Raw genomic sequence first — 19,944 nt, 5'->3', positions numbered from 1 at the left:
GAGCCATACACTAAAATAGCTTCGGTCCCATATATCGAGCAAAGGATCTCAGCGTGAAGGTGGATGCTGTCGCCGACAATCAGGTCGCTGGGCGGCGCGCACGCGTTCAGTCTGCGCAGCAACCCAAGGCGGACGGGGAAAGCACGCCCCAACGCGTCATCGACGCGGCGATCGACTGCATTCTGGCCAAGGGCTACTACCGTGCCAGCTCCAATGAAATTGCTCGATGGGCCGGCCTCACATGGGGAGTGATCCAATACCATTTCGGAACGCGTGAGCGCCTGATGCTCGACGCATTTCGCGATCAAGTGCAGAAGCTCATTGACCACGCCGAGAATTTCGTCTTCACCGGCGACACGACCCTCGAGCAGCTCTGGTCGGTTTTCCAATACCTCAATGACTTCTTCGGTCGCCGAGAATACCTCGCATCGCTGGAGATCAACCTCAATCTGGTGCGCACGCCGTCGACCGAAGAAGAGATTCGCGCCGAGGTTCAGCGCCTGCATGACGCGATGACGCAGGTCGGGGCTCGCCACCCTGCCCACGTGGTGAGCAATGAGATGGTTGTTGAAGTGGTGCGCAGTGTGATCGTGACGCACCGGTTGCGCGCGGATTCCTCGCTCACCGCGTTCGTGGACGACCAAAAGGCCTATCGCGAACGAGTCGAAATGCTCATCGGTGCGCTTGCCGAAGACCTCGAGAAGGCGTGAGGGCGATCACGTAGCAGGTAGGTGTTGCATTGTGGGGCACCGGTATTCGGGACAGTCTGCGCTCGTGGGCGGCCTGGGGTCGGCGCCGCTGGCCGGTGATCGTTCATGTTGAACCGTCGGCGGGCCGGTTGGACTCGGTACGCCGATAGCCCCTGGTGGTCGACAGATAGGTGATCTTCTTGTCTGCCGCTGCGAGATGTTGCTCGGGCGCGATGGGTATCGACGAGATGACCCAGCCAAGATGTGCATCGAGATCGTCGTGCGCGGTGTGCCAAAGCTGGAGCCCAGCGATCACTATGCGCGGCAGCATAATCCGCTCGCGCGCCGCAACCGAGATCAGGTCGATGATCGCCCTGTCTGTGTCACCGCTGCCCAGCGCCGCATAGACCCGGTGTCGTTCCAGGGTCAGGAGGTATTCGTGGACGCTATCGGCCAGCTTCCAGGCCAACTCGACGGCACCCATGTAAGCCGCCATGCCACTAGTAGGACCGGGGTAGCGACACACTGTGTTGCGCCACGTAGTTGATGATCATCTCCCGGCTGACCGCTCCGATCGCCGAGCGAAGGCCGCGATGCCCGGTGGGTTCTGAGAAGCCCACTATGTCTTCAGCATTTCTGGGATATCGGTGTGCAGAGCTCGGACGTACTCGCCGAGCCCCTTGGCTTGCGGGTCGGTGCTGGTGCACGACGCGACACCCTCGCCGAGGAACCCGACAATGACGAAGTTCAGCGCCTTGAGGTTGGGAAATTCGTAGCGGCGCACCGGTAGTCCGGCGGCTTCGGGCACCAGCTGCGTGAAGCGTTCGATAGTCAGATGCGACCGTAGCCAGTCCCACCGCTCGTCGGTGTCCGTCCACAAACCGACGTTGGCGTTGCCACCCTTGTCACCGGACCTCGCGGCGATCACACTGCCCAACGGACTGCGGCTGGTCGGCCCGAAATCGGCGATGACGGATTGCGCAGGCCCGGTCGGCCCGGCGGGTAATTGTGCGACTTCGGGGCTGTGCGGGATGGTTTCGGCGGTGCCATTGGCGTGCATGACGGTGTGGGTGACCGCGTCCGCGGGCACGATGGTAGGCCAGTAGACACCGAATCCGCTTGCCGACGTCGGCGGAGTGGTGGTGTGAAAGCCCGGGTACCCGGCGACAGCCAGTTCGATGACGGCATCGGAGAACGCGCGGTCCACCTTCGCTCTGTCGCGGTCCTTGACGGTCACCCGAAGGTGCGCAGTGGCGTCGACCAGCGAGGCCGGATCGGGTTTGTCGTAGCGCAGCAGCTGCAGGTCGACGGCGTCGAAGCTGTCTTGGCCGCCAAGGATGGTGAACAGTTCATCGACCGCCCAGGCGGCCTTGTCCTCGATGTTCAGCCCGGTCAGCACCATGGTCATGGTGTTGCGGTAGCCGCCGAGGTAGTTCATCGCCACCTTGAGCGTGGCCGGCGGCGGGCTGCCGGTGGCGCCGCTGATCCGGACCCGGTCCGTTCCGTCCTGCTCGACGGCCAGGGTGTCAAAGTGGGCGACGACATCGGGGTTGACATAAGCGGGTGCATCGACCTCGTACAGGAGTTGGGCGATCACCGTTCCCGGCGACACCAGTCCCCCGGTGTCATCGGGTTTGGTGATGAGGAAGCTGCCGTCGTGGGCGAGTTCGGCGATCGGCGAGCCGGGGTAACGCCGGTCGGCGGTCTCGGCCAGCTGCGAGTAGTTGCCGCCGGTGGCCTGCGGGCCGCATTCGATGATATGCCCGGCGGCCACCGCGCCGGCTAGCGCGTCGTAGTCGGTGCGCGACCAGTCGTGCCACCAGGCACCGGCGCCCACGACCAGCGCGGCGTCGGTGACCCGGCCGGTGATGACGATGTCGGCGCCGCCGGCCAGCGCGCTCGCGATGCCCCAGCCGCCCAGATACGCGTTGGCCGACACCGGATCAGCGCCGGCAGTGCAAAGGTCGGCACCGCTGTCGAGGTGGGTGAACGGCGTTCCGGCGGCGCGCAGCGCGGCAAGTTGTGGCATCAGGTCGTCGCCGAAGACGTACGCGACGCTTAATGACACACCGGCGTCGGCGATGACGGCGCGCACCGCCTCTGCCATTCCCGCCGGGTTGAGCCCGCCGGCATTGGTGATCACTTTGACCCCACGTGCCGCGCACTCGTTGACGACCTGTTTGAATTGGGTGAGAAAGGTTCGGGCGTAACCGCTTTCGGGATCCTTCTGCTTGGCTTTCCAGAGGATCAGCATGGTCAGCTCGGCCAGGTAGTCCCCGGTGATGACGTCGACGTCGGCGGCGGCGATTAGCTCACGCATGGCCGCCAGCCGGTCACCGTAGAACGCCGAGGTGTTGGCGATGCGTACCGGGCGCTTCATTAACGTGGCGCCCGCTGCGTCGGCGCCCCGGCGAACGCTTGGGCGATGTCGAGCCATCGCGATGCGACCGTCCCCTGGGCCTGCAGCGCGGTCTGGGTCCAGTGCCGGCGCTGGGTCACGGTAAGCGCGAAGTCCAGCGCCGGACCGCTAACCCGGTTGGCGGCATCTTCCGGGCCCCAGGTCCAGCTGTCCCCGTCGGGGGAAACCAGTTCGATGCGCACCGACTCGCCCGGGACCTCGAGCCCGTTGATCGTGTGCGCGAATCCGAACGTCGTCACGCCCAGGTGGGCAACGTTGCGCAGCCCGGGGCTGAGTGGATGCTCGACCCCCAGGGCCTCGTAGATGTCATGACCGTGTGCCCAGGTCTCCATCAGTCGCGCGGTCGCCGAGGACGCCACACTCATGTCGGGACCGAACCACGGCAGGCGCCGGCGGGGCTCCTCGCCGGCGAATTCGCTCTGCAGGTTTCGCCGCGCATCGGTGAACCAGCCCAGCAAGGCCTCGGGGGTGAGGATGCGGTGCTGCATGGCGATCCGGTCGGGGAAGTCCATGCCGCCGGTGGTCAATGCATCGGCCAGACCGCGGAACTCGTCGGGCGTCGTCATCGCCAGCCGGGCGGCGTCGTCGAAGAACGCCAGGTGCGAGACCTGGTCCTGGATGCTCCACCCGGCGGCGGGCGTCGCCAGCCCCCACCGTTCGTAGGCCAGGCCGCTCAGGTGCTCGATCAACCGGTCGGACTCGTGCTGCAGATCGGCGAGCAGACCGGGGTAGTCCAGGCCCATCAGGCTCCTGTCCATTGCGGGGAGCGTCCCTCTTTGAACGCACGCGGGCCCTCCTGGGCGTCGTCGCTGAGATAGACCGGCGCCCAGAGGGTTTCGGCGAGGTCGTAGGCCTCGCTGAGCGGATGCTCGGCGGTCAGGACGGCGGTCTGCTTGCCGGCGGTCACCGACAGTGGCGCGTTGGCGGCGATCTGCTCGGCCAGCGCCTGGGTGACCTCGACGAGTTCGTCGGGCTCGGCGAGGCGGTTGACGAACCCGATCTCGTAGGCGCGCGCGGCCGACAGCGGCGCGCCGGTGAGCACGAGTTCCATCACGATGCGCCGCGGAATCATCAGTGGAAGCGGCGCGGCCCAGGGGGAGCCTCGTCCCACCTTGACCTCGGTGATCCCGAACTTCGCCGTGGTGGCGGCCACGCACAGATCGCAGATCTGGGCCAACAGGAAACCGCCGGCGAAGGCCACCCCATTGATCGCGGCGATCGTCGGTTTGTCCACCGTGATGTTGCGGCCGAACTGCGGGATGAAGTCGACCGGCGGGATGGTCAGCCCGTCTTCGGACATCTCCTTGAGATCACCGCCCGCGCAGAACGCCTTGTCGCCGGCACCGGTGAGCACCAGGACCTTGGCGGTGTCGTCGGCGTTGAAGGTGCGGACGCCGTCGAACAAGCCATCGCGCACCGCCTTGTTCAGCGCGTTGCGCGCTTCGGGCCGCTCGATGGTCAGCCAGGCGACGCCGTTGCGGACCTGGTAGCTGACGCTCACTGCTGTTCGCCTTGCACGACGGCCAGCACCGCGCCCGAATCGACCTGCTGGCCTTGAGTGACCGGAATCGAGGTGACGACTCCGTCGGCCGGGGCTCGTACGGTGTGCTCCATCTTCATGGCCTCCAGCACCACGATCGGCGTGCCCGCCGCGACCGCGTCGCCTTCGCCGGCCGCCACGCGCACGACGGTGCCGGGCATCGGGGCCAGCAGCGAGCCGACTTCGATCGATGCGGTGGGGTCGGGGAATCGCTCGACCTCGACCAAGGTGGTCGAACCCAGCGCGCTGTCGATGTACTGCGTTGCGCCGCAGCGTGTCACCGCATAGCGGCGGCGCACGCCGTCGATCTCGGCGTCGACCAGCGTGGCCGAGGCGTTCAGGATCCGTACCTCGCGCGATTCGCCGTTCACTGCCGCGCTCAGCCGACCCCGGTCAAATCGGTAGCTGACGTCGACAGTGTCCTCGCCGAGCGCATACGACACCGTCTGGTCCTGGCTGGGCAGGGTGCGCCAGCCCGACGGCAAGCCGGGCAGCACCGCGGTCTGCGCGCGCCGGGCCGCCTGGGCGGCCAGCGCGGCCACCAGGGCGTGGTTGCGCACCGCGGTCCCGCTGCTCCGAGGAGCCGTCAACTGAGCAGGGTCGTGTCGTTCGAGATATCCGGTATCGATGGCGCCGGAACGGAATTCGGCCTCACCGAGAATCCCGACCAACAGGTCGCGGTTGGTGGTCACGCCGTGCACCCGGGTGTCACGCAACGCGCGCGCGAGCCGGCTGCAGGCCTCATCGCGGGTCGCGCCGTAGCCGATGACCTTGGCCAGCATCGGGTCGTAGAAGGTGCTGACGTGCGAGCCGGAGGTGAATCCGGCGTCTACGCGGATGCCGTCGAACTGCGGGAATTCCAGCGTCGTCAGGGTTCCCGACACGGGAATGAACCCGGCCGCAACGTCTTCGGCATACAGCCGGGCCTCGATGGCGTGCCCGGTGGAGGTACTGTCCAGCATCTCGGGCGGCAGCGGTGCACCGGAGGCGACGAGCAGTTGCGCGCGGACCAAGTCGATGCCGGTCACCAGTTCGGTGACGGGGTGTTCGACCTGCAGCCGGGTGTTGACTTCCAGGAAGTAGAACGAACCGTCCTGGGCCATGACGAATTCGACGGTGCCCGCACCCTCATAGGACAGCGCCTTGCCGGCGGCCACCGCGGCGCGGCCCAGCTCGTCGCGCAGCGCCTCGTCGACGGCCGTCGACGGAGCCTCCTCGATGATCTTCTGATAGCGGCGCTGGATTGAGCATTCCCGCTCCCCCAGGTGCACGACGGTCCCGCGGCTGTCGCCGAAGATCTGCACTTCGATGTGGCGGGGCGCCTCGACGAACTTCTCCAAGAAGACGGTGCCGTCACCGAACGCCGAGGCGGCTTCGCTGTGCGCGCTGGTGACGGCTTCGATCAGATGTGCTTCGTCGCGCACAATTCGCATGCCGCGGCCACCGCCGCCGAACGCGGCTTTGACCAGAATCGGGTAGCCGATGACGCCGGCCGCCGCGCGCAACGCTTCGGGGTCCTCGTGCCGCTCGGATCCCACGGTCGCACCGGGCAGCACGGGTACCCCCGCGGCCCGCATCATCTCTTTGGCCGCGATCTTCGATCCCATCGCCTCGATGGCCTGTGGGCTAGGCCCGACGAACACCACGCCCGCGTGCGCGCAGGCGCGCGCGAAATCAGCGTTCTCCGAAAGGAAACCGTAGCCGGGGTGTACGGCGTCGGCGCCGGTGCGGGCGGCAGCGGCCAGCACCAGATCTGAGCGTAGGTAGGTGTCGGCGGACGCCGTGCCGCGCAGGTGCACGGACTCGTCGGCCTGCGCCACGTAGGGGGCGTCCTGGTCGGCGTCGGAGAACAGCGCGACGGTGGTGATGTCCATCGCGTGTGCGGTGCGGATGATGCGCGCGGCGATTTCACCGCGGTTGGCGACGAGCAGTTTGGTGATCACGATTTCACATCCTGAAGACGCCGAAACCGCGGCGCCCTGCAACAACGTTGGAGTGGGCGGCCGACAGCGCCATGGCGAGCACCGAGCGGGTGTCGCGGGGGTCGATCACGCCGTCGTCGTAGATACGCGCGGAGACGAAGAACGCGTGCGATTCACGTTCGATCTGCTCCTCGATTTCGGCGGTGCGCTTGGCATCGGCCCCGTGGTCGAATTCGCGCCCGGCGGCCGCGGCGGCTGCCTTGCCCACGATGGACAGCACGCCCGCCAGCTGCGCGGCACCCATCACCGCGAGCTTGGCGTTGACCCAGCTGAACATGAACCGCGGGTCGTAGGCCCGCCCAGACATGCCGTAGTTGCCCGCGCCGAAGGAGCCACCCATGTTGATCGTGATGTGCGGCACGGTGCTGTTGGTCACGGCGTTGATCATCTTGGCGCCGTCTTTGATGATGCCGCCCTGCTCGTATGTGGTGCCGACCATGTAGCCGGTAACGTTCTGCAAGAAGATCAACGGGGTGTCGGTCTGGTTGGCCAGCAGAATGAATTCGGTTGCCTTCTTTGACTCCTCGCTGAACAGCACCCCTCGGGTGTTGGCCAGGATGCCGACGGGGAAGCCGTGGATGCGGGCCCAACCGGTGGCGATGCTGGTGCCCCAGCGCGGTTTGTATTCAGAGAACCGGGATCCATCGACGACGCGGGCGATGACTTCGCGTGGGTCGAACGGGACGCGCGAGTCGCCCGAAGCGATGCCCAGCAGTTCCTCGGCGTCGTAGAGCGGCTCGTCGGCGGGCTGGCTGGGGCCGGGACCGAGCTTGCGCCAGTTGAGGTGCGCGACGATATCGCGACCGATGCGGATCGCGTCGACTTCGTCGATTGCGAAGTAGTCGCCAAGGCCTGAGACGCGGGTGTGCATGTCGGCACCGCCGAGCGCCTCGTCGTCGGCGTCCTCGCCGGTGGCCATCTTCACCAGCGGCGGCCCGCCGAGAAACACCTTGGCCTGTTTATCCACCAGTACCGCGTAGTCGCACATGCCGGGCACGTAGGCGCCGCCGGCGGTGGAGTTGCCGAAGACCAGCGCGATGCTGGGGATGCCCATCGCCGACAGCTCGGTCAGGTCGTGAAAGATCTTGCCGGCGTGGACGAAAAGGTCTGACTGGGTGGGCAGATCGGCGCCCCCGGACTCGACCAGATACACCACCGGCAGGCGGTTGACGCGCGCGATCTCCAGTGCGCGCAGGTTTTTGCGCAGGGTGTAGGGGTTCATGGTGCCGCCGCGCACCGTCGGATCGTGGGCGATGATCATGCACTCGACATCGCTGATCACCCCGACGCCGGCGACAATCGCGGCGCCGACATTGAACTCTGTACCCCAGGCGGCCAGCGCCGAAAGCTCCATGAATGGTGCGTCGCGGTCCACGAGCAACTCGATGCGTTCACGCGCCAGCAGCCGGCCGCGGTCGTGGTGGCGCTTGACATATCGGTCTCCGCCACCGGCGGCCACGAGCTGTAGCTGCTCATTGAGTGCGGCCACCGCGGCGGACTGTACCTCGTGGTTCTTCAGATAGGTCTCGGAGGTGACGTCCACCTCCGATGTCAGGACTGTCATTGCCGTCCTTTGAGGTCAAACTGGAAACGAACACGATTAGTGAATCTATATACACTAAACGAACGCGGACCTGACCGGAAGGGGACGGTGAGAATCACCTCGATTAGCTGGCGCGGCACCGGGCGCCCAGCTGTCGAAGGTACAGCGCTTATCCTAAGTAACATCGCATATATCGCTTCCCACACAGCCTGCGTCGCGCAGACAGTGCAACGCGCAAGGCCATGAGTGGAGCCCTTTGACAGCGCACGGATCACGATGATCCGGGCTGATAAGTTAGTAAATGAGCAATAACTAACTCGCTGACAACGGCAAATGCGATCGCGGCTGTCCAAGACCGGCGACTGGGACACCATGACCGGACTGGTCGACGATGAGCGCTTCGACCATAACGATCGTCGGAGAGCCCAAAACCGTTGGTGCAGAGATCGTCCGCCGTTTCACCGATTCGACACCCGTGCCGCTGCCTTGGGCATTTGCGGGTGAATTTGGCTAAAGGTGTTGACCTGGCTCACGTTCTGTGATCGTGACGCCGAATCCGAAGAACTGCGCGGCGTCGAAATGCACTTGCCGCCCCCCTGGCTCACCGAATTCATACTGAACCCCGTAGCCCCGGTCGACGATTGCTTTGGTGGCCTCGTCGAGATCGTCGACCTTCCACACCAGCGGTCCGATTCCACCCCGACCTTTGGCTTGGAACAGGGGCGCGATCTGGCTTGTCGCCGACGCGGGCGCCAGAAGCTCGAGCCCCACGAAATCGTCGGTCGATGACAGAATGTCGGGCCCCGGGTAATGACGCGTCGGTGAGAATGACGCGCCCAACAGCTCAGCGAATGCCTCGCGTGCGGACTCTATGTGCTCACCGTCGAGCATCAATTCGACTCGCTGAAACTTGGCTCCGAAATTCAGTGGCGAGCCCGCATCCTCGCGGCTTTGCTCGGTGAAGGTAAGCCCGAATCCAAACAGCTGGTCCTCGTCAAGATGGATCTGGCGCTGGCCGGGCGAGCCGAACTCGTAGACAACACCGTAGCCCTGACTTTCGACAAAAGCGCGGGTCGCATCAAGGTCTTCCACCTCCCAGACGATCGGGCCGATGGAGCCGCGTCGCGGCTTCCTGTCGAAAACCCCTGCTAATGGGCTTGTGTCGTCCAGGGGCCCGAACAGCTCGATACCCATCGCGAAGTCGGTCGTGGTACGCACTTTCACGTCGTCCAGGTCCTCAGGCTCAGGGAGATGGCCTCCCAGAGCATCATTGAAAACCTGCGCTGCGTCCGGAATGTCCTCTGCCGGCAGCAGCAGTTCGACCCTGTTCAACCGACGCACCCGCACATTTACTCCTGTAAGCCTGATCGCCGAAACAATAGCGGCTGCTATGCCAGCAGCATCATCGCCGTCCGATTCGCATACGTCAACCGTCGTCGGCTACTCCCGGATGCATCGCACGTGCGTGTTAGATTTTTCGCATAGTAATTGCTATGTGACGCGGCCGAAAACCCGGCGGCACCGGAGTGGATGCAGCGGACCGCGAACATAGTGATTACTATGTAGGCGTGAACATGTTGCCGCGCCCTGCTCCGGTTGTCACCGATGACAACGAGGGATTTTGGATCGCCGCGTCGCAGCGCCGGTTCGTTGCTCAGCGCTGTAACGGCTGCAGTCAGCTACACCATCCTCCACGACCGATGTGCCCCCATTGTCGATCGCTGGACCACGAATGGGTCGAGTTATCGGGGCGGGGGACGCTCTACAGTTACGCCCTCCTTCATTACCCCCAGCACCCGGCGTTCACCTACCCGCTCGCGGCTGCTGTCGTCGAACTCGAGGAGGGTCTGAGGTTCGTGACCAATGTCGTCAACATCGATCCGAACGACCTCGCTATCGGAATGGCGCTTGCGGTGACATTCGTCGAGATTGACGACGAGATGGCCTTGCCTGTGTTCGAACCCCGGCGGGAGTCGTGAGCGCGGAGTTCGCCGATGGGACGGCGATTGTGGGGATCGGCCAGACGGAGTACTCCAAGGCGGCCGGTCGAAGCGAGACCCAGTTGGCCTGCGAGTCGATCACGTCCGCCTTGGCCGACTGCGGACTCCTTCCTGGCGACGTCGACGGACTGGTCAGCTACACCGTTGATCCGGTGGAGGAGACGGAACTGGCCCGTGCCATCGGCTTCCGGGAGATCAAATGGTCGAGCCGCGTTCCGTACGGTGGGGGAGGATCGCAGGGCGTAGTGCAACACGCGGCGGCCGCGGTGGCCTCGGGTGCCGCCGACGTCGTCGTCGCCTACCGCGCGATCAAGGCGCGGTCGGGCGGAAGATTCGGTCGAGCCGACGCGAGGCCGCAAGCGGGCTTCAATCACGCCGGTACGACGGCCGCCCAGTGGTGCATGCCCTACGGCATCTTCACACCGGCGTCGTGGATGGCCCTCAACGTCACGAGGTATATGCACGATTCAGGGGCGACCAGCAAGGATTTCGGCAGGGCAGTGGTCCAGTTCCGTGACTATGCGGCGGCCAATCCGAACTCCCACTTTTACGGCCGTCCGATCACATTGGAAGACCATCAGGCGTCGCGCTGGGTGGCCGAGCCGGGTATCCGGCTCTTCGACTGTTGCCAGGAGACCGACGGCTCCGCGGCGTTGGTCATCACCCGCGCCGATCGAGCCGCCGATACCTTGGCGCACGTGCGAATTGCCGCAGTCGCCAGCGCGGGACTGTTTGAGGAGGAGATCGCCACCGATCACTACACCCCGAACCTGGCGATCATGGATAGCTCGGTCGCCGTTGCCCGTTCGTTGTTCGAAGGCTGCGGTGTGACGCGTGACGATATCGATGTTGCGTTGATCTACGATGCGTTTTCGCCGATGCTGCTGATGCAGCTTGAGGGCCTGGGATTTTGCGGCTTCGGTGAGGCCAAGGACTTCGTCGCCGATGGGCAACTCGGACCAGACGGTCAACTGCCGTGCAACACCAACGGCGGGCTGATTGGCGAAGGCTACATTCACGGACTGAATCTGACTCTGGAAGCGGTTCGTCAGCTGCGCGGCACCGCGATCAATCAAATCGCAGGTGCCCGCACAGCATTGGTCAGCGCCAGCCGCACCGCAACGATACTGCAGGTCGACTGAGTTCGGCACCCCGGCGATGGACGCAACGGGGTAAGCAAGCGCCGATCAACATGGCGCAGGCGTTCCAACGCAGCGCGTTCATCGGTATCGAGCACCGGGCCAGTACGCGGGCCGCCTACCGAGTAGCCGTACGCCGCTGGTGGCCGGAGCCCAAAATCGCGCGCGCGGCCGCGGTGAGCAGCTCGCGCAACCTGTCCGCCGCCAGGCCCGTGTTGTGGAATAGCGGTGATTGGATCGCACCGACCGCAGCATGCACGATGGTGCGTGCGTCAGCGTCGGACAGGTCCCCGCGCAACTCGCTGATCAGGTGCACCCACTCTTCGAGGTACAACCGCTGTTTTCGGCGCAGCCGGCGACGGTCGTCGTCGGGCAGATTGTTGATTTCGCTGTAGTAGACCTGGGCGAGCTCACGATCACCGACGACGAATTCGACTTGGCCGGCGATAAGCTGGTCCAACGCGGCGCTCAGATCGGTTCCGGACGCCAGGATTTCCGCCTCGTCGCGCAGTAGGTCGTCGATGATCCGGTCGAACAACGCGACAAGTACCGCCGACTTGCCTTCGAAGTGCCGATACACGCCAGAGCCGGTGATGCCCGCGGCGGCGCCGATCTCGGCCACCGTTACGGCGTGAAAGCCTCTGTGGGCGACCAGATCCGCAGCCGCAACCAAGATCCGGTTCCTGCGTTCGGGATCTCGAGTGCGGACATGGTCGGGTGGAGCTGGCCTCCGCGCGGCGATGGGTCACCTCCCAATGCGGTTGACCACTCATTATGCACACGCATTCACTAGGCGGTCTTTGCCTCGTGGTCGAGGTGGTGGTGCCGATTGCACCGCCTTGTACAGCTCGGGCGTGGCTGATCTCGGCTAGCGACATCCCAGGGGTGTAACTCGTCAAGTCGCGGCTGAGGTGCGGTGAGCCCGGGCGGTGTTCAGCACCTCAACGCCTTGTTCATGCGGCCGGAACAACGACGACGTGAATTCTGTTGATGCCGGCCGGCGTTCGCTGTAGTCGGTCCGCCGACCGACGACGAAGGTGGCTCCTACCCGCAGTCAGGCGGTGTACCCGCCGTTGGAATCGATCACGGCGCCGGTGATGTACGACGCGGCTGGGCTGGCCAGAAACGCGATGACCGGCGCTGTCTCGGCCGGGTCACTGACCCGCTGGATGGCCAGGGCCGACACCATGACCTTGAGGGCCTCCGGGCTCGGCGGCTCCATAGAGGTCTGCATGAGTCCGGCTTGCACGATGTTGACGGTGATGCCTCGCTGCGCCAAGTCGCGTGCCGCGCCCTTGGTGTAACCGATCAGACCTGCCTTCGTGGCGGCGTAGTCGGTGAAGCCGGGGCTCCCGGCGCGGGAACCGATGCCCGAGCCGATGTTGACGATCCGGCCGTTGTCCCGCAGTACCTTCGCGGCCGCGCGGATGGTCGCGATTACGCCGGTGTAGTTGGTGGCATGCATCCGGTCGAGCTCGGCGGTGTCGATGCTGGGATCGTCGATGGTCTTGCCCGACTCCACCCCGATGGCGGCGTTGTTGACCAGGATGTCCAGCCCGCCGAACCGGGCGACCACGTCCTCGATCAACTGCGGGGCTCGTGCCGTGTCCGCCTGGTCAGCCTGGAAAGCCGCGGCCCGCACACCCGTGTCCTCCAGCTGCTTGACCACCGCGGCGGCCTTGTCGGCAGAGGCGGTGTAGGTGATCGCGACGTCCGCGCCTGCGTCGGCCAGGGACCGTGCGGTGGCGGCGCCCAGTCCTCGGGAACCACCTGTGACAAGGGCGACCTTGCCTTGCAGAGCTTTTGACATGTTATTCCTTCCTTGCGACAGTTCTTGACTTATTCGTCCAGAACACTAGTTGTTCTGGACTGTTGCGTCAAGAATTGTGTAGACTGATCTGCATGGCAAGACCGCGCGGCTTCGACGAGACGACGGTGCTACGGCGCGCTCGAGACCGGTTCTGGCCCACCGGGTTCGCCGGCACGAGCATCGACGACATCGCGGCGGCGACAGGGCTGGGCAAGGGCAGCCTCTATGGAGCCTTCGGCGATAAGCGTCAGCTCTACCTGCGCGTGTTCGATCGGTACTGCGCGGAGGTAACCGAGGCGACGGTACGGTCGCTGACTGGGCCGGACGAGGGCGCATACGCCCGATTACGTGCACATGTCCTGGCTGTCGCCAGAGCTACCGCGCGCGACACCGACCACCTCGGCTGCCTGCTCGCGAATGGCACCGCCGAGCTGGCCGGCCAGGACCCCGCCGTCGCCCTTCGGGCCCGCCGGACCTTCAAAGCCCTTGAAGACGCTCTGGTCGAATGCATCCAACAGGCTCAGCGACATGGCGACATCGACCCCGCCGCCGACGCGCGTCGACACGCCCGGCTGCTACTGGCCGTCCTACGCGGCATCGAAGCCCTGGGCAAGGGCAGCGTGGGCAGGCAGTCGCTGCGCTCGATCGCCGAAGCCGCGGTCGACACACTTCCGCGCCCTTGAACATCAAGGACGCAAACGTGGGGGCGCGTGGTCGCCGGGCACGGGCGCGGGCCACATCGGTTGCATCCCGGCGGTCCTCTGCTCGCGCATCTCGAACCAGCCCGCGTCTGGGTCAGGGCCGACGTCAGACGTCACGACACCCGCTGATCTCGGCTAGGCCGACATCCAGGCGATCGCCTTGGTTTCGAGGTGCTGCTCGAAACCCTCACGGCCGCACTGGCGTCCGATGCCGCTCTGTTTGTAACCGCCATACGGCGAATCGGCTCCGTACCACATGCCACCGTTGACTCCGATCGACCCGGTGCGGATCCGGCGCGCGACGCCGGTCGCACGCTCCTCGTCGGCGGAGAACACCCCACCCGACAGGCCGTAAGCGGAGTCGTTGGCGATCCGGATCGCGTCCTCGTCGTCGTCGAAGGGGATGACGACCTGCACCGGACCGAAGATCTCCTCCTGGGCGATGGTCATCTTGTTGTCGACGTTGACGAACAACGTGGGCTCGACGAAAAACCCCTTGGGCAGATGGGCGGGACGCCCGCCACCAACCACGACCTCGGCGCCTTCGGCCCTGCCTTTCTCGATGTAACCCAGGACCCGCTCCTGCTGCTTGCGACTGACCTGCGGGCCGCTGATGTTCGCCGGGTCGGTGGGGTCGCCGTAGGGCACCGTCTGGAAGCCGGCCATGAGGATCTGGACGACCTCGTCGTAGTGCCGGCGCGGCACCAGCACGCGGGTCTGGATTGCGCAGCCCTGCCCGGCGTGGGTGCACGCCATCATCGGCGCTGCGGCCAGCACCGCGCCCAGATCGGCATCGTCGAGCACGATCATCGCCGACTTACCGCCAAGCTCGAGGAACACCCGCTTGAGCGTCTTGGCGCCCTTCTCCGAGATGCGCTTGCCGGTGGCGGTCGAGCCGGTGAACGAGATCATGTCGACGCGCGGGTCGAGGGTGAGCACCTCGCCGACGAGATGGTCTGAGGACGGTATGACGTTGAGCACCCCGGCGGGAATGTCGGTGTGCTCAGCCACCAGGCGCCCGAGACGCGTTGCGTTGAAAGGAGTGTCGGGCGCCGGTTTCAGCACGCAGGTGTTGCCCGTGGCCAGGATCGGGCCCAGCTTGTTCAGCGTCACCTCGACGGGGAAATTCCACGGAACGATGGCGCCGATGACCCCGATCGCCTCCTTGTACACCCCGCGTCGGCTCGGCAGTCCGACCTGATTGCTGACCGGCAGGTCGCGCTCCCACTCGAACTCATCGATGTACTCCATCGGCCAGCTCAGCGCATCGGCCAGCGGCCAATCCAGTTGGGCGCCGTAGGTCATCATGACCGGAGTGCCGGTCTCTTCGACGAGTTCCTGGCGCAGCTGCTCCTGTTCGGACACCAAGGCGTCCTGCAACTGCTGCAGGCAGCGTTTGCGCAACGCCCTGTTGGTCGACCAGTCGGTGTCGTCGAACGCGCGTCGCGCCGCACCGATGGCGCGGGTCATGTCGTCGGCGTCGGCGTCGGTGACCTCGCCGAGGACCTCCTCGGTGGCCGGGTTGACGTTGGCGAACCGCTTGCCTGACCCTGCCTCGGCGAGTTCACCGTCGATGAGCATGCGGACTTCACCCATGGTTAGGCCTTCCCGACGTTGGCGCGCACCTCACGCGTCGTGTCCGCCGCGGTGCCGGCGGCAGCCGGCGCGCCGTCGCCCCCAACCCGGGGCCCGGGGGTGAACCGGATGGGCAAGCGGCGCACGGCATATACCGAGCCGGCGTCAGCGAACCGTTCGACCTCGCCGCTGATCGTGTAGTCCGGCATACGGGTCAAGATCTCCGACATCATCACCTGGAACATCATCCGGGCGTGGTTGGAGCCCATGCAGCGATGCGGACCGGCACCAAAAGCCAAGTGCCGGTTGCCTATCCGGTCGAAATCGATCCGGTCAGGATCCTCGAACATTTTGGGGTCGCGATTGGCGGCGGCGAACATCAACAGCACCCTGTCACCCTCGGCGAAGCGCTGCCCGTTGAACTCACAGTCCTTGGTGACGATGCGCGGCAGACCCTGCGTGGGAGTGTCGTGGCGGAGGAACTCCTCGGTGGCCTTGGGCAGCAGCTCGGGCTCGTTGATCAGCCGCTGCCGAAGCTCGGGTTGTTCCTCCAGGCGCACCAGCGCGTTGCCGGTCAGGCCGCTCGTGGTGTCCATGCCACCCAGCAGCATCAAGAACGCGTAGCCGAGGACCTGCATGTCGTCGAGTCCCTCACCGTTGACCTTGGCCTGCATCACCGTGCTCAGCAGGTCGTCGCCGCAGCGCTCGGTGCGCCGCTTTTGAATCTCGGTGCTGATGTTGGCATAGATCTGGGCTGCGGCCGCCCCGCTCTTCTCCGGGTCGAGGGCCAGGTCGTGCACCGTGGAGTGAATCAGTTCCACCCATTCCGGCCAGTTGCTTTCATCGAACCCCAGCATCTGCAGAATCCAGCGCGCCGGGAGTGGAGTAGTCAGCTGCCCGATGATGTCGGCCTCGCCGGACTCGATGAACTCATCGATCAGCTCGGTGGCCAACCGCCGAAAGGTCGGCTCCAGCGCCTTGGCGGCACCGGGTGAGAAGAACGGCAGCGCGATTTTGCGGTAGTCCTGGACCAGCGGCGGGTCGTAGTCGATTGGAATGAACGGGAGACTTCCTTCGACCCCCGGCACCTCCTTGCCCGCCCCGGAGCTGAAGATTTCGGCGACCTGCTCGGCATCATAGACGTCCTGGTAATCCAGGAAAGCCCAGAAACCACCCCACTTTTCGGAGTGCACCATCGGGCACTGTGTACGCAGCTGCTTATAGATGTCGTACACGTTCTCCCGGAAATAGTCTGAGTGCTGGTCGAGCTGTGTCGCCAGATCCTCCTTCGACGACTCCACTCCGGTCACGACTTGGCCCCTTCCCGTTCCACGGTGATCGCCCGCTCCGGGCATTCCTGTTCGGCTTCGAGCAGCACCGCGGCGTCGACGCGGTTCACCGCGTCAGGGTCGGCCTCGGCGCGGTCCTCAAGGTCGAGGAAATGAAACGCCTCAGGGGCCAGCGCGATGCACCGGGCATGGCCGCGGCAGCGCTGCGGATCCACGTGGACTTTCATGATCTGGCTCCTTCTGTTCGAAACCTCGGGGGTCACCGTCGTAGGGGCTGTGGCAGCTCTGTCCCCTAACGCGCTAAACCCACCGGCACCGACACGATCCGCACGCCCTGGTCGTGGGCCTGCGTCAGCGCCTACCCACGTCAGGCAATGCATACTTTATATGACATAGTACGCACTATATAGTGATCGTTGCTGCGACGGGACGAGGGGGCGGAGTCAACGAACGTGACAGCCGTTAGACCGAAAGATTCTGTGGCGCTTGATGATGCTGAGATCCGTAACCTGATCGCGCGGATTGCGCACCTGGCCGACACCGGCGACGCCAGGCAATACGGACGGTGTTTCACCAGCGACGCCCGCTGGAACATGCCCGGAGCGCCGCGGCGCGGCCGCGCCGACATCATCGCCGGTAGCCATGAGCGGCGGGCGGCCGGGGAAATCGGCCCAGGTAGTGCCACCCGCCACATGGTGGGCACCGTCGCCGTAGACCTGCACGGCGACAACGCGCGTGCCAGGTCCTATTTTCAGTTTTTCGCGCAGACGACGACGGCCCCGCAGCTGCGCTCGGTCGGGCAATACGACGACGAGTTCGTCCGCGCGCCCGAGGGCTGGCTGCTCGATCATCGCCGGATCACGCTGGGATGAGCGGCGCGCTTTCGTCGAAGCTGGTGGCGCACGCGGTGGTAGCCGGTGTCGGTCGTGTACACCTCAACGACCCGCGGCACCGCAACGCACTGTCCAAGCAGCTCAGCGACCAACTGGCCGCTGCGGTCAGCGACGTGATCGCGGACGGGGCCGCGGCGATCGTTCTGACCGCCGAGCCGCCGGTGTTCTGCGCCGGTGGGTCGCTGGAAGGGTTGCTCAAACGAGACGTGCCGTTGGCCGAAACCTATGCCGGGTACCGGGCGCTCACCGAGGCGTCGGTACCGACGATCGCGGCGGTGGCCGGTGCGGCGGTGGGCGCAGGCGTCAACCTTCCGCTGGCCTGTGATGTCGTCATCGCCGCGGAGTCGGCACGGTTCGACCCACGGTTCCTGGACGTCGGCATCCATCCCGGCGGGGCGCACCTGTGGCGGCTGGTGCAGCGTGTCGGCGTCCAGGGCGCCGCGGCGCTGAGCCTGCTCGGAGACACGCTGACCGGCGCCGAGGCGCAAGCCCGCGGGTTGGCCTGGCGATGTGTGCCCGACGCCGACCTCGAATCGGTCGCCCTGGCCCTGGCGACACGGGCCACCCTGCGCTCGGCGCCGTTGGTGCGGCGCACCAAGCAGACGCTGCGCGCGACCGTGGCTGCAACGTCATTCGACGAGGCCTTCGCCATGGAACTGGATGCGCAGGAGTGGTCGGTCAATCAACCCGAGTTCGCCGAAACCGTCCGCAGGGTCCAAGCCGACATCGCCGCGCGAAAGTCCACGCCCACAACGACATCGCCGCGTGTAACCACATGACTACGATCGGTAGCGAGGGCCGCAGCCATGGCCGCAGACCTGCGTGAACTCGTGAGACCGGCCACGACGGTGCTGCTGACCCAGGAATGCCAGCGCGGCGTGGTCGGGCCCGACAGCATGATCCCGGCGCTCGCCGAGGCGGCTCGGACCTCGGGCGCGCTCGCCAACGTCACCCGGTTGGTGCATGCTGCCCGCGCGGCGAACGTCGGCGTGCTGCACGCGCTGGCCGCGCGCCGGCGCGACGGGCGCGGCGCCAACACCAATGCCCGGCTGTTCGTCAGCGTGGCGCGCGAGGCGAACCAGCAGTGGCTGGACAGCGATGCCGCGCTGCCGTTGGAGGAGTTCGGCCCCGATGACTCCGATCTGACCTCCACACGACTGCACGGGCTCTCGCCGATCTTCGGCCAAGACGTCGATGGGCTGCTGCGCAACCTTGGCTGCCGCACACTCATCATCGTGGGAGTGTCGACGAATGTGGCGATCCCCAATGCCGTGTTCGACGCTGTCAATCTGGGCTACCAGGTGGTGCTTCCCGTCGACGCGGTCGCCGGTGTGCCGGTGGGGTACAGCGACATAATCATCCGCAACAGCCTGAGTCTGGTCGCCACCACCACAAGCACCGACGAGGTGCTGGCCTGCTGGTGCTGACCGGGCCGAGAATCGCACCGGCCGCGGGCACGAAAGTGAACTCACCTCGATCACTTCACTCCGCCTTTCACCAGTTGCGTTGGGGCGCATGGGCTCACCAGCCGCGGAAGACCGGTGCGCGGCGCTCGACGAACGCCCGCACGCCCTCCTGGGAGTCGGCCGTGGCCATGATGGCCTCCTGCGTCCAGGCCTCTTCGGCCAGCGCGGTGTCGCGGTCGACCTCCAGTGCGTGGTTGATCAGCCGCTTGGTGGCACCCAGTGTTCGGGTGGGCCCGGCGGCCAGGCGCCGCGCCAGCGCCAGCGCGGTGGGGACCGTGTCGGCGTGCGGCACGACCTGCAACACCAGGCCTAGTCGCTGCGCGTCGGCCGCCGACACGTCGTCGCCGAACAGGTACAGGTGCTTGGCCACGTGCGGGCCGACCAGGCGGGTCAGCAGGTAGGCGCCGCCGCCGTCGGGCACGATGCCGCGCCGGATGAACACCGGCACCAAGCGCGCGGTGTCGGCCATCACCACCACGTCGGCGGCCAACGCCAGGTGCATGCCCGCGCCGGCGGCGGTGCCGTTGACCGCAGCAATGACCGGTTTTTCGCAGTCCAGCACCGCGGTGAGCACCCGCTGCCACCCCGCGGCGATGTGGCGCGCGACGTCGCCGTGCACGCGATCGGGGGCGCCTTGCGGTTTGGTCGGCGTCGGGGGCGGCATCCGCAGGTCGGCGCCGGTGCAAAAGGCTTTCTCGCCGGCGCCGGTGACGACGACGGCCCGCACGAACGCGTCGCCGCTGGCCTGCTCGAGCTGCTCAGCCAGCGCGTCGCGGATGGGCCAAGTCAACGCGTTGTGGACCTCGGCCCGGTCAAGGGTCAAGACAAGCACCCCGTCGTCACCGAGCTCGCGCCTCAATCCCTCGGTGATGGCGACCTCCTTAGCCGGCGATAATCA

General features: G+C 65.8%; 20 protein-coding genes. 7 read left to right on the top strand and 13 right to left on the bottom strand.

Annotated features, from left to right (window positions below; all coding sequences use genetic code 11):
- The first annotated feature begins 53 nt into the window (after positions 1 to 53).
- Positions 54 to 710 (top strand): TetR/AcrR family transcriptional regulator, encoded by a 657-nt coding sequence (locus VGH54_RS04475; protein WP_331510733.1) that lies wholly within the window; start codon positions 54 to 56, stop codon positions 708 to 710.
- Between the two features lie 103 nt (positions 711 to 813).
- On the opposite strand, the gene VGH54_RS04470 is transcribed toward VGH54_RS04475, so the two are convergent.
- The 7 genes from VGH54_RS04470 to VGH54_RS04440 form a co-directional block, all read right to left on the bottom strand.
- On the bottom strand, positions 814 to 1,173 hold the full coding sequence (locus VGH54_RS04470; RefSeq protein ID WP_331510732.1) for a hypothetical protein: 360 nt from the start codon (positions 1,171 to 1,173) through the stop codon (positions 814 to 816).
- A gap of 135 nt (positions 1,174 to 1,308) precedes the next feature.
- Positions 1,309 to 3,069, bottom strand: a complete 1,761-nt coding sequence (locus tag VGH54_RS04465; RefSeq protein ID WP_331510731.1) for an acyclic terpene utilization AtuA family protein — start codon at positions 3,067 to 3,069, stop codon at positions 1,309 to 1,311.
- Complete coding sequence (locus VGH54_RS04460; protein WP_414688641.1) at positions 3,069 to 3,851, bottom strand: TIGR03084 family metal-binding protein; 783 nt, start codon at positions 3,849 to 3,851, stop codon at positions 3,069 to 3,071. The genes VGH54_RS04465 and VGH54_RS04460 overlap by 1 nt, the downstream gene beginning before the upstream one ends.
- The gene (locus VGH54_RS04455) at positions 3,851 to 4,609 is read right to left on the bottom strand and encodes an enoyl-CoA hydratase/isomerase family protein (protein ID WP_331510729.1); all 759 of its coding nucleotides are present in this window, start codon (positions 4,607 to 4,609) and stop codon (positions 3,851 to 3,853) included. The genes VGH54_RS04460 and VGH54_RS04455 overlap by 1 nt, the downstream gene beginning before the upstream one ends.
- Positions 4,606 to 6,591 (bottom strand): acetyl/propionyl/methylcrotonyl-CoA carboxylase subunit alpha, encoded by a 1,986-nt coding sequence (locus VGH54_RS04450; protein WP_331510728.1) that lies wholly within the window; start codon positions 6,589 to 6,591, stop codon positions 4,606 to 4,608. Before VGH54_RS04450 ends, VGH54_RS04455 begins: the two co-directional genes overlap by 4 nt.
- Before the next feature lie 4 nt (positions 6,592 to 6,595).
- Positions 6,596 to 8,194: an acyl-CoA carboxylase subunit beta gene (locus VGH54_RS04445; RefSeq protein WP_331510727.1), complete on the bottom strand. Its 1,599-nt coding sequence runs from the start codon at positions 8,192 to 8,194 to the stop codon at positions 6,596 to 6,598.
- Between the two features lie 489 nt (positions 8,195 to 8,683).
- Complete coding sequence (locus VGH54_RS04440; RefSeq protein ID WP_331510726.1) at positions 8,684 to 9,505, bottom strand: hypothetical protein; 822 nt, start codon at positions 9,503 to 9,505, stop codon at positions 8,684 to 8,686.
- A gap of 194 nt (positions 9,506 to 9,699) precedes the next feature.
- On the opposite strand from VGH54_RS04440, the gene VGH54_RS04435 reads away from it, so the two are divergent.
- Together VGH54_RS04435 and VGH54_RS04430 are read left to right on the top strand one after the other, a co-directional pair.
- A complete protein-coding gene (locus VGH54_RS04435; RefSeq protein WP_331510725.1) occupies positions 9,700 to 10,152 on the top strand; it encodes a Zn-ribbon domain-containing OB-fold protein in 453 nt (150 codons plus the stop codon).
- On the top strand, positions 10,149 to 11,315 hold the full coding sequence (locus VGH54_RS04430; RefSeq protein ID WP_331510724.1) for a thiolase C-terminal domain-containing protein: 1,167 nt from the start codon (positions 10,149 to 10,151) through the stop codon (positions 11,313 to 11,315). The genes VGH54_RS04435 and VGH54_RS04430 overlap by 4 nt, the downstream gene beginning before the upstream one ends.
- A 115-nt stretch (positions 11,316 to 11,430) precedes the next feature.
- On the opposite strand, the gene VGH54_RS04425 is transcribed toward VGH54_RS04430, so the two are convergent.
- Both VGH54_RS04425 and VGH54_RS04420 read right to left on the bottom strand, forming a co-directional pair.
- Positions 11,431 to 11,985 carry a helix-turn-helix domain-containing protein gene (locus VGH54_RS04425; RefSeq protein WP_331510723.1) on the bottom strand — a complete coding sequence of 185 codons (555 nt, stop codon included), beginning with the start codon at positions 11,983 to 11,985 and terminating at the stop codon, positions 11,431 to 11,433.
- Between the two features lie 381 nt (positions 11,986 to 12,366).
- A complete protein-coding gene (locus VGH54_RS04420) occupies positions 12,367 to 13,122 on the bottom strand; it encodes an SDR family NAD(P)-dependent oxidoreductase (protein ID WP_331510722.1) in 756 nt (251 codons plus the stop codon).
- Positions 13,123 to 13,214: 92 nt separating this feature from the next.
- Between VGH54_RS04420 and VGH54_RS04415 the strand changes: the two genes are divergently transcribed.
- Positions 13,215 to 13,805: a TetR/AcrR family transcriptional regulator gene (locus tag VGH54_RS04415; protein WP_331510721.1), complete on the top strand. Its 591-nt coding sequence runs from the start codon at positions 13,215 to 13,217 to the stop codon at positions 13,803 to 13,805.
- Between the two features lie 153 nt (positions 13,806 to 13,958).
- Here the strand turns inward: VGH54_RS04415 and VGH54_RS04410 are convergent, their stop codons facing one another.
- Genes VGH54_RS04410 through VGH54_RS04400 form a run of 3 tightly spaced genes read right to left on the bottom strand, consistent with a single transcriptional unit; the run spans position 13,959 to position 16,914 of the window.
- On the bottom strand, positions 13,959 to 15,404 hold the full coding sequence (locus VGH54_RS04410; RefSeq protein ID WP_331510791.1) for an aldehyde dehydrogenase family protein: 1,446 nt from the start codon (positions 15,402 to 15,404) through the stop codon (positions 13,959 to 13,961).
- Positions 15,405 to 15,421: 17 nt separating this feature from the next.
- On the bottom strand, positions 15,422 to 16,708 hold the full coding sequence (locus tag VGH54_RS04405) for a cytochrome P450 (protein ID WP_331510720.1): 1,287 nt from the start codon (positions 16,706 to 16,708) through the stop codon (positions 15,422 to 15,424).
- Complete coding sequence (locus VGH54_RS04400; RefSeq protein WP_331510719.1) at positions 16,705 to 16,914, bottom strand: ferredoxin; 210 nt, start codon at positions 16,912 to 16,914, stop codon at positions 16,705 to 16,707. Before VGH54_RS04400 ends, VGH54_RS04405 begins: the two co-directional genes overlap by 4 nt.
- Before the next feature lie 252 nt (positions 16,915 to 17,166).
- Here VGH54_RS04400 and VGH54_RS04395 point away from each other — a divergent pair, with 252 nt between their 5' ends.
- From VGH54_RS04395 to VGH54_RS04385, 3 genes are read left to right on the top strand one after another with little or no spacing between them, the layout of a single operon-like run.
- Complete coding sequence (locus VGH54_RS04395) at positions 17,167 to 17,559, top strand: nuclear transport factor 2 family protein (protein WP_331510718.1); 393 nt, start codon at positions 17,167 to 17,169, stop codon at positions 17,557 to 17,559.
- Entirely contained in the window at positions 17,556 to 18,359 is an 804-nt protein-coding gene (locus VGH54_RS04390) for an enoyl-CoA hydratase-related protein (protein ID WP_331510717.1), read from the top strand. The genes VGH54_RS04395 and VGH54_RS04390 overlap by 4 nt, the downstream gene beginning before the upstream one ends.
- Before the next feature lie 27 nt (positions 18,360 to 18,386).
- A complete protein-coding gene (locus VGH54_RS04385) occupies positions 18,387 to 19,007 on the top strand; it encodes an isochorismatase family protein (RefSeq protein WP_331510716.1) in 621 nt (206 codons plus the stop codon).
- Positions 19,008 to 19,101: 94 nt separating this feature from the next.
- Here VGH54_RS04385 and VGH54_RS04380 read toward each other — a convergent pair whose 3' ends face one another.
- Positions 19,102 to 19,878 (bottom strand): enoyl-CoA hydratase/isomerase family protein, encoded by a 777-nt coding sequence (locus VGH54_RS04380; RefSeq protein WP_331510790.1) that lies wholly within the window; start codon positions 19,876 to 19,878, stop codon positions 19,102 to 19,104.
- Positions 19,879 to 19,944: the final 66 nt, after the last annotated feature.

The sequence above is a fragment of the Mycobacterium sp. genome (assembly GCF_036488105.1).
Taxonomy (GTDB): domain Bacteria; phylum Actinomycetota; class Actinomycetes; order Mycobacteriales; family Mycobacteriaceae; genus Mycobacterium.
Note: the sequence above shows the minus strand (reverse complement) of the source record. Positions and strands in the feature narration are given on the sequence as shown.